The 8,542-nt window shown below is 67.5% G+C and carries 11 protein-coding genes and 1 pseudogene; 8 read left to right on the top strand and 4 right to left on the bottom strand.

Going from position 1 to position 8,542, the window contains the following annotated elements:
* The 3 genes and pseudogenes from QQK22_RS17970 to QQK22_RS19050 form a co-directional block, all read left to right on the top strand.
* A partial coding sequence (locus tag QQK22_RS17970) for a hypothetical protein (protein WP_284252985.1) occupies positions 1-384 on the top strand: 384 nt, incomplete at its 5' end.
* 72 nt (positions 385-456) lie between these two features.
* Positions 457-576, top strand: a pseudogene (locus QQK22_RS19055) (Lsr2 dimerization domain-containing protein); the annotation flags it as partial.
* A 116-nt stretch (positions 577-692) separates the two neighbouring features.
* Entirely contained in the window at positions 693-788 is a 96-nt protein-coding gene (locus QQK22_RS19050) for an Lsr2 family DNA-binding protein (protein ID WP_348525660.1), read from the top strand.
* Positions 789-1,143: 355 nt separating this feature from the next.
* On the opposite strand, the gene QQK22_RS17960 is transcribed toward QQK22_RS19050, so the two are convergent.
* Together QQK22_RS17960 and QQK22_RS17955 are read right to left on the bottom strand one after the other, a co-directional pair.
* A complete protein-coding gene (locus tag QQK22_RS17960; protein WP_284252982.1) occupies positions 1,144-2,190 on the bottom strand; it encodes a glycosyltransferase in 1,047 nt (348 codons plus the stop codon).
* A gap of 36 nt (positions 2,191-2,226) precedes the next feature.
* Positions 2,227-2,736: a MarR family winged helix-turn-helix transcriptional regulator gene (locus QQK22_RS17955; RefSeq protein WP_284252980.1), complete on the bottom strand. Its 510-nt coding sequence runs from the start codon at positions 2,734-2,736 to the stop codon at positions 2,227-2,229.
* A 101-nt stretch (positions 2,737-2,837) separates the two neighbouring features.
* Between QQK22_RS17955 and QQK22_RS19045 the strand changes: the two genes are divergently transcribed.
* Both QQK22_RS19045 and QQK22_RS19040 read left to right on the top strand, forming a co-directional pair.
* Positions 2,838-3,443, top strand: coding sequence for an NADP-dependent oxidoreductase (locus QQK22_RS19045; protein ID WP_348525658.1), 606 nt, complete (start codon positions 2,838-2,840; stop codon positions 3,441-3,443).
* Positions 3,347-3,775, top strand: a complete 429-nt coding sequence (locus tag QQK22_RS19040; RefSeq protein WP_348525659.1) for a zinc-binding dehydrogenase — start codon at positions 3,347-3,349, stop codon at positions 3,773-3,775. The genes QQK22_RS19045 and QQK22_RS19040 overlap by 97 nt, the downstream gene beginning before the upstream one ends.
* 210 nt (positions 3,776-3,985) lie before the next feature.
* Here the strand turns inward: QQK22_RS19040 and QQK22_RS17945 are convergent, their stop codons facing one another.
* The gene (locus QQK22_RS17945; RefSeq protein ID WP_284252978.1) at positions 3,986-4,393 is read right to left on the bottom strand and encodes a RidA family protein; all 408 of its coding nucleotides are present in this window, start codon (positions 4,391-4,393) and stop codon (positions 3,986-3,988) included.
* 172 nt (positions 4,394-4,565) lie between these two features.
* Between QQK22_RS17945 and QQK22_RS17940 the strand changes: the two genes are divergently transcribed.
* The 3 genes from QQK22_RS17940 to QQK22_RS17930 all read left to right on the top strand — a co-directional run bounded on the left by QQK22_RS17940 (position 4,566) and on the right by QQK22_RS17930 (position 6,244).
* Positions 4,566-5,282 (top strand): response regulator transcription factor, encoded by a 717-nt coding sequence (locus QQK22_RS17940; protein ID WP_284252976.1) that lies wholly within the window; start codon positions 4,566-4,568, stop codon positions 5,280-5,282.
* A gap of 94 nt (positions 5,283-5,376) precedes the next feature.
* Positions 5,377-5,736: a VOC family protein gene (locus QQK22_RS17935; RefSeq protein ID WP_284252974.1), complete on the top strand. Its 360-nt coding sequence runs from the start codon at positions 5,377-5,379 to the stop codon at positions 5,734-5,736.
* 136 nt (positions 5,737-5,872) lie between these two features.
* Positions 5,873-6,244, top strand: coding sequence for a hypothetical protein (locus tag QQK22_RS17930; protein WP_284252972.1), 372 nt, complete (start codon positions 5,873-5,875; stop codon positions 6,242-6,244).
* A 318-nt stretch (positions 6,245-6,562) separates the two neighbouring features.
* Here the strand turns inward: QQK22_RS17930 and QQK22_RS17925 are convergent, their stop codons facing one another.
* Positions 6,563-8,218: a sensor histidine kinase gene (locus QQK22_RS17925; protein WP_284252970.1), complete on the bottom strand. Its 1,656-nt coding sequence runs from the start codon at positions 8,216-8,218 to the stop codon at positions 6,563-6,565.
* Between the last annotated feature and the right edge of the window lie 324 nt (positions 8,219-8,542).

Genomic DNA, 8,542 nt, shown 5'->3' with positions numbered 1-8,542 from the left:
GTCATGGATGCCCCCTCGACCGGCCACCTCATCGCCGCGGCGGCCGTCTCCACCATCGCCCTGGGCCTCTGGCTCTTCGACCGACGGCACCGACGCCGGGCCGGCAAGCCATCCAGCACGAATCCGAACCCTCGCCCCGCGAGACACCTCGCGACCATGACAGCGAGCCTCGCTCTAGGGCTGTGGGTGCTCTACCTCGTACTCACCATCAGCCCATCGGTAGCCGACGGGTTCTTCGGCGTCCCCTCCACGACTGTCCTCCTCGTCGCCGTCGTGATCAACCTCGTCGTCACCTTCCGGACAATTCACAACGGCCCCTACCCCCGTGGGCGGCAGCCCTCGGGGGTTCCTTTCAGTGCACCCCTCGCCGGGCTGACGTACTGACGATCCTCACTCCCAGGACCAGAGGCTAGCCTCGAAGCGACCGACACCGAACGATCTAGGAGCCCCAGCACCATGGTGCAGAAGACCACCGTGACATTGATCGACGACCTCGACGAAAACATCACCGAGGACGTTCAGACCGTCACCTTCGCCCACGAGGGCAAGACCTACGAGATCGACCTCGGCGCCGAGAACCGTCAGGCACTGGACGACGCGCTCGCCTCCTACAAGGCCGTCGCCCGCAAGGCCGGCCGCTCCACCACCAGCCCCTCCCCCGGCGCACCCGTGTCGCCTCCGACGCCGGCGCAATCCGCGAGTGGGCTGCCGCCAACGGCATCGAGGTCAACGACCGCGGCCGCATCCCCGCCAACATCCGCGAACAGTTCGACGCCGCCCAGAAGTAGCCACCGCCACCTGAACTGCCGGCCTCGCTGTCGCGAGGACACGAAGCCGAGAGGCACCGAGGGTCGCGGTGTGCACTAACACCACCGTTACTGGTGTTAGATGCCAGGGGGCGGAGATGCCTGTAGCGGGTAGGTAGTGGTGTGTCCCGGTCTCGTGCAGTCGAGATTCTCTCGGTCTCATACGACGGTCCGCCGAAGAACCCACCCAAGATCAGTACAGCTAATTAGGTGAGCTTCTCGATCGCTTCGAGTGCTGCCTTGGTGCCCTGCTCGGTCTGCATGGTCTTGGCGAGGGACGCCACGGCGCCGCGGTAGGCAGAGGTTGCCTGTATCGCCCGTCCGAGGCTCGCTGCGCTTACGCGGCGTCGTGGGATCGGGGCGGGAGCGAGTCCGCGTCGATGCAGCATCGCGCCCCAGAACGGCTGGTCGGCGATGAACGGAACGATGATGGAAGGAGCCCCGCGCGTGCTGCCGCTTGGACCGTCCCGATACCCCCGTGGTGCATGGCGGCAGACGCCCTCGGCAGAGTCAGACCGTGGGGGACCGATCGCACGACCATGACGTCGGCTCCGCGCAACCGGTCGGGAACATCGACTCCTCCGAGGCCAGTGGCCATGAGAACTCGGTAGCCGTGAGCGTGGGCGGCACTGATCACAGCACGGCCGCGTTCGATCGGGTCGCCAGCCGACATGGACCCGAACCCGGCATAGATGAACGGCCCACCCGCGACGAAATCGCTGACGTCCTGGGGTAGCACCTCCGTTGTGACGGGTTCGATCCACGGGCCCGTGAGGTGGACGCTGGCTGGCCAGTCTGCGGGCCTTTCGAGAAGTGTCGGGGTGATGGGCAGCAGCGTTGCCGCCGGGGACGGGAGTCGCTGGTCGCGGGAGATGCCGAGCTGGCCCGCTGCCTCGTCGAGGGCAGCACCGAACATCGATGAGGCATGCGAAGTCCCGAGGTAGGTGAGCCGGTTGAGGATTCCGAGATCAGCGGTCACGGTGCCGGCGGCGGGGAACGCGCGCGTGGGCGTGACAGCCGGCACCAGCTCGACGAGCACGTGCGGAATGTCGAGAGCAGCGGCGATCAGGGGTGCTGAGAGCACCTTGGGGTGGGCGAGGACCACGTCTGGAACGAACGCAGCGGCTGCACGTGCAGCACCCACGATCACGCCCCGCATGATCGGTTTCACCACCGTGCGGTAGTTGCGCAGCGCCGCGCCGATCGAGACACCCTGATCCCGGATCACCGCTGAGTAGTCCACCCCCAGACTCACGAGATCGACACCTTCAGATGACACCCCAGAGCCGTCCGGACCGGCGACCTGGACGTCATGACCGGCTCGCGCAGCTGTCCGGGCCAGGGCGAGGAAGGGCTCGACGTCGCCGCGTGAGCCGGCAGTCACCAGAAGGATCCTCATAGTTGAACGTCGGCCGATCGGTCAGCTGGTGCTGCGGTGTGCACGCCCGCGAGGGGCCGCGGATCTCGCCGGTCCTTGGCGCATGTGGTCGCGGGCGCGGGCCAGGACGTCAGCGAGGGTCTGGACGTCCTGTCCGGTCAGCGGCGCGAAGAGCATGTCGTTCAGGATCGCGATGTGTCCGGGGAAGACGTCGGCGAGCAGGGAACGCCCGTCCTCGGTGATCGCCACCTCGATGCTGCGCTCGTCCTCGCTCGAGGGCGCCCGCGAGACGAGGCCGCGCTTCTCCAACGTCTGCGCCTGATAGGTCAGCCCGCTGCGGCTGTAGACCACGCCGTCGGCAAGATCCGTCATCCGCAGACATCCCCGCGGTGCATCCCCGAGAGTCGCCAGCAGCTGGAACTGCACGTAGCTGAGGTCGCCGGCCCGCCTGAGCTGCTGCTCGACGGCGTGCCGCAACAGACTGCTGACCTCGATCAGCGCGAAGTAGGCACCTAGTTGCAAGGGGTCGAGTACCGCTGGTGACGTCTTCACCACGTCATCTTACTTCGAGTGCGTAGTAGTTGCTTCGAAGATGGAGTAGGTCTAGGGTCGCCACATCGCTTCGAACTCGAAGCACTACATAGGAGGACATCATGAAGGCAGTGCGTTTCCACGAGACCGGCGGCCCGGAAGTGCTGCGCTACGAGGAGGTCGACCGCCCCGAGGCGGGAGCTGGTCAGGTGCGCGTTCGCGTGGCCGGTGTCGCGCACAACCCGGCCGACGGTGGGATGCGGGGCGGGTTCCTGCCGATCCCGATCACCCTGCCGCACACCCCCGGGTACGACGTCTCAGGCACAGTCGACCAGGTCGGCGACGGCGTCGAGGACCTCTCGGTCGGGCAGGAGGTCGTGGGCTTCATCCCGATGGCCGGGGACGGCGCAGCGGCGCAGTACGTCACGGCTCCTGCTGAATCGTTCGTTCCCGCGCCCGCCACGATCCCGCTCGCTGATGCTGCCGGGTTGCCCTCGGTGGGGCTGACGGCATCTCAGGCGCTGTTCGACGTGGGCGGTCTGACCTTCGGCCAGCGCGTCCTGATCAACGGCGCGGGGGCCCGGTCGGGGGGTATGCCGTGCAGCTCGCCAAGCGCGCGGGCGCGTATGTCATCGCTACCGCCAGCCCGCGCAGCACCGCGTCGGTCGCAGCTCACGGCGCCGACGAGATCGTCGATCACACCCGGAGCGAGGTTCTTAGCGCCGTGACCGAACCCGTCGACCTGCTGCTCAACCTCGCACCCATCACGGCCGAGGACTTCGCGGCCCTCATGGGCCGGGTGCGCGATGGCGGAGTCGTCGTCTCCACCACTCCGATGGTCCCGACCCCGAACGACCAGGAGCGTGACGTGCGAGGAGAAACGATCTTCGTGCAGCCGAACCGCACCGCCCTGTCCGACCTGGTGAAGCTGGTCGACCGGGGCGAACTACGCATCGACATCGCCCGTCATGTGACGTTGATCGACCTGCCCGAGTTGCACAGCCAGGCCGAAGCCGGCCGGGTACACGGCAAGGTCATCGTCCTGCCTCCCACCGACTGATTCAGACCGAGCCCGATTCCGACACAGTTGCCGACCGGCGTGCAGGTCCACCGCGGCGAGCTCCGAGGCGAACCCCACGGGCCCAGCAGCGGAATGGAAGGGCCACTCGCGCCGGTACTAGCCCTGCCGGAACGGCCCCGTCGATCGACGGGGCCGTTCGGCACACCTGGACACGTGCCACACGATGCGCACCGGCACGCGGTGGGGCCCCTAGTCGGTGACTGCGATGGCTTCGATCTCGACGACGAAGTCGGGTGTGAAGAGCGCTTGAACTCCGATGATGGTCACGGGCGGCGCGGGCGTCGGGAATCCGTCGACTTCTTGTGCGTGTGCGATCCCGGCCAGAACGTCCTCCCACATCGAGGGCTGCCAGTCCACGATGTAGAAGGTGAGGCGAGCGATGTCTGCGGGTGCGCCACCGGCGCCGCGGACTCCGACGGCGATGTTGTGCAGGGCGGCTCGGACCTGTCCGGCGAGGTCGGGTGCGGCGGGCTCGAAGTCGGCCGTGACGCCCGCCTGGCCGGCGAGCACGATGAGACGCGAGCCGGTGGCGACCGCGACAGGCGAGTAGTCGGTCTGCTTCAGCAGGCCCTCGGGGTGCGAGAAGTTGACGGGCACAGGATTCTCCGAAGTGTTGGGGAGCCGGCGCCCATCTGGCACGCCGTGATCAGGATCGAGCCTAGGTGTGTCGTGGCAGCTGCGGCAGAGGTCTCTACGGAAGTTCTGAGGTCGGGCAGTGACTGCTACCGGCATGGTCCGGTTCCGTTTCACACGGGAGGATGATGGATGGGTGATCGGTACTGCGGCCCTTTCTCCGCCGTCTGACGGCGGCCCGGCCAGCGTTCCCGCCCCCTCTGCTGGGGCCTCCGCCACGGTGTGGCGGGTGCTCGTGCAGCTCAAGAACCCGGTCCTGGCCGACATTGTCGTTGGCGTGCTGCGCGGGGAGGGGATGGAGGTGCGTCTTGCCGCGCGGGCCGAGGACGTCCTCGCCACCGCTACGGTGCTCGACCCAGACGTCGTGATCCTGAACGCGGGGATCCTCGACGCGGATCCGATTGCCGTGCTGGCAAAGATCCGGAGGGCGCGTCAGGTCCCGGCGCTGCTGGTGACGGGCCCGGGTGAGCACGACCGGCGTCTGCCAGGTGTGACCGCCGGCGGTGATGATTACCTGCGACGCCCGTTCAGCGCTGAGGATCTCGCTGCTCGCGTGCGCGACCTCCTACGCGGCGTGGGGGGCCAGGCGCCCCGCCTGCCCTCGACCTACCGGGTCGGGGATCTCGAGCTCGACGAGATCACGCGCGAGGTGCGACGCGGCGATCAGGAGCTACACCTGTCGATCACGGAGTTCGACCTCTTGCGCCTGCTGATGCGCAACCCCCGACGCGTGATGTCGAAGGCGCAGATCGCCGACCGTGTCTGGCACTACGACTACACCGTCAACCCCAAAACTTTGGATCTCTACATCCACTACCTGCGTCGGAAGGTCGACGCCGACCGGACTCCCTGATCCACAACGTTCACAGCGTGGGGTACGTCCTGCGTCCCGCCCACGGACCCGAGAACGCACCGAGACCCTGAACCGTGTCCGTGAGGATGGTCCGATGAATATCTCGAGTGTGACTGTCGGACTGCCCGTCGCCGATCTAGCGGCAGCAGTTCTTTGGTATCGCAGGGTTCTCGAACTCATCGAGCCGGGTCTTGAGCCCGACGACGACGTGGTGGAGTTCAAGGTGGGACCGGTGTGGCTCCAGCTGGGGTCGGAGCCCACTGCACGTTCGGGCGCCGAGGTCGTGTTGCGCCTGGGGGTCACCAACGCCGCGCTCGAACACGAGCGACTGATGAGCCTGGGGGTCGCCGTCGGACCGCTCCAGCACGTCGAGAGCGCGGTGAACTACTTCGACTTCGTCGATCCGGACGGCAACCGGCTCAGCATCTACTCGTTAGTGCCAGCAGGAGCGTGAGGCAGGTGACGATAGCGGCCCGACTCCCCCGCTTCGACCCAAGACAGCTCGGTCGGTCGGCCCGGAATCGAACCTCTAGAATCAACGGCTGGGCCACCGACGGCCCGTGCGCCCATCACCCCGGGGAGGTGACCACATGCCGTTCCGCAGCAAGCAGACACTCGATCAGTGGCTGGAGGAGTTCACCCCCGCCCACCCCGTGGCCGAAACCGCTCGCGTGGTCATCCAGGACGGGCCGGCCGGGACCGACACCGGTCTGGTCGTGGTCCCGCTGAGCAACGCCACCACCACGGTGTACATGCAGCCCCACGAGCCGGGCGACCCCCGCTGGCGCGTGGTCATCGAACCCCAACCCGACGAAACCATCCTCAGCAGCTCCGAGCTCCACCAGCTGACCGCCGAGCTGCGGACCGCCGCCGAGCTGTGCGCGTACCTCGAGGCCAAGTCCGCCACCCACACCGAGGCGATCCCCGTCGTCCCGTTTACCGAGTCCGAACTCGCCGGCTGAAGCTCTACGACCTCCGACTTATGGAGCCCGGGCTGACACGCCTTCACCTCACGCCAGCGTTCGCTGTAAGCGAAACTTTTGTTAGCGAACATTCTCCCACGGTTACTGCTTTTTCCCTAAGGTCACGTGAGTGAGCGAGGAGGACGCCCGAGACCGGCAGGAGCGCTGGCATCGCGCGGGGCGTCCGTGGTGCTCTCACCTGTGGGCTACCCGCCACGAAGATGGTCTTCTGACCTGCCAGATGTGCGGCACGAGGTGGGAAGTTGGGTCCCCCGCCCCCGCACCCCTCCCTGAGGTGCAGCGCCCGCCTCCCCCGGTCTAGGTGAGAGCCGAGGAGTAGGTCGCCTGGTCCCCTGCCGCTGCGTCAGCGGTCTGTACGTTCGGGTGTCGTGGCAACTCAAGTGTGAAGGTGGTTCCGCCGTCGGGGTTGTTGACCATCGTGACCTCGCCCGAGTGCGCCCGTGCGATGTCCCGTGCGATCGCGAGGCCCAGTCCCATCCCCTGCGTTGCGGTCCGGCGAGCTGTGACCGAACGGAAGCCGCGCTGGAAGAGCTGCGGGAGGTCCTGCGGGTCGATCCCGGGGCCTTGGTCGACCACTCGGACGCGGACGTGGTCGGGCGTCCCCTCGACCAGGACGCGGGTCGTCGTGCCCGCGGGAGGGTACTTCAGCGCGTTGGAGACGAGGTTGTCCAGCACCTGCCGGATGCGCAGGTGATCCACCTCGGCACGCGTGTCACCGATGGGCGTACCCGCCTCCAACGTGATGCCGCGACCGGCGGCCTTGGGCTGGAAGGAGGCGACGCTCTCCCGAACGATGTCCCCGACGTCCGTCGGCGCGAAGTGCGGCTCCGCCTGGGCTTCGATCCCCGCCTGCAGGAGCATCTGGACCAGCGTCGAGAGGTGGGTGGCGTTGCGGTGGATGACCTCCACCGGCCGAGCGATACCCAGCTCCTCCAGGTCCAGGGTGTCCTGGAGCATCTCGGCGAACCCGATGATCGAGGTCAGCGGGGTCCGCAGCTCGTGGGTGAAGGTCAGGATCATCTCCTCGCGGGTGGTGATCGCGTTGACCAGGTCCGTGACGTCATGAGCTGCCAGCACCCACCCGGCGGGGCCGGCGAGACCGTCGAGCTTCGTGGTGGTGAAGGTGACGGCTCGCTGGTCACCGGGCGGACCGAGGTAGAACAGGTCGTGATCGACCATGTCGCCTCGCAGCATCCGCTCCATGGGCTGCTCACCGAGGTCCACGGGTGTGACCTGGTCGGACTGGTAGATGTGCTGCGCGCTCACGGTCTCGGCGTCGTAGCCGGCACGCTGAGCGAAGCCGGTCATCGCCTTGTTGCGGACCTCCACCCTGCCGGCGGTGTCGTAGTAGGTCACCCCGGTCTCGATCGCATCGGCGACCACCTGCGCGGTGTTGACCGCCGCCCGCGCCTCCAGCAGTGCCTGTTGAAGCTGGACGCGCTGAAGCCAGGCGTGCCGGGCCGACAGGTACACCACCGTGGCCACCGCGACGAGGGCCAGGATCTGGACAGCCGCACTGGCCCACGTCGCCGCCACAGCCCTGCTCGACCCCAGCGCGAGAGCCGTCAGGATCGGGGGAACCCCGACCGCCAAGAGATACGGGCCACGGCGCGCCCTGAATCCGTAGCTCAGGTGCAGCGCCGGCAGCATCATCAGACCCACCATTGAGGGAGTCGTGGGCCACGACGCGTAATCCACCCCCGCCACCACCACCATGTGCACCACCGCACCACCGATCAAGACCCCCTCCCCCAACCGGGAGACCAGAAGACCCGTCGCAGCTGTCGCGCATGCCGCCGCCACCCCCGCCGCCACATACGGCCACGTCGGCCCCGCCTCAGTCACGGCGCCGGCCACCAGCGCTACCGCGAGTGTCACCAGGAACGGTGCCTGGGTGCGCCACAGCACCGTCCGCACCGGCAAAGGCGGCACAAGCGCCTCAACATCAGCCATCGACGACATCCCGCCATGCTACGACCGCACGTTTGCTTTTCCCTTTCCTGGGCTCAGGTTGTGCCCTGGCTGGGAACTTCGCTCGCGCGCCGATCGGACGAGAGGTTGCGGCTCCCCCTCTCCGGCGACCGGATCTAACATCACTGTTACCACTGTTGAGAGTGTGGTCTGGGACGAGCGGAAACTCGTGCTCACCGCGGCCGACAAGCGGAAAGATTCGTACACGGGTTGTGGACACTCCCCCGCCGGCGTGTCTCGCGGCGGCCGGCGGACGTGCGCAGCCGACCGTTTGCGGACGCCGACCTGCGCGGAGCTCGCGTCCGC

Origin of the sequence: Litorihabitans aurantiacus (assembly GCF_030161595.1) — a bacterium.
Taxonomy (GTDB): Bacteria; Actinomycetota; Actinomycetes; order Actinomycetales; family Beutenbergiaceae; genus Litorihabitans; species Litorihabitans aurantiacus.
Note: the sequence above shows the minus strand (reverse complement) of the source record. Positions and strands in the feature narration are given on the sequence as shown.

What these genes read in the sequence shown, in the direction of transcription:
- QQK22_RS19045 (WP_348525658.1), top strand. Translation starts at nt 2,838, where the DNA reads ATGAAGGCAGTGCGTTTCCACGAGACCGGCGGCCCGGAAGTGCTGCGC.
- QQK22_RS17935 (WP_284252974.1), top strand. Translation starts at nt 5,377, where the DNA reads ATGAATATCTCGAGTGTGACTGTCGGACTGCCCGTCGCCGATCTAGCG.
- QQK22_RS17930 (WP_284252972.1), top strand. Translation starts at nt 5,873, where the DNA reads ATGCCGTTCCGCAGCAAGCAGACACTCGATCAGTGGCTGGAGGAGTTC.
- QQK22_RS17925 (WP_284252970.1), bottom strand. Translation starts at nt 8,218, where the DNA reads ATGGCTGATGTTGAGGCGCTTGTGCCGCCTTTGCCGGTGCGGACGGTG.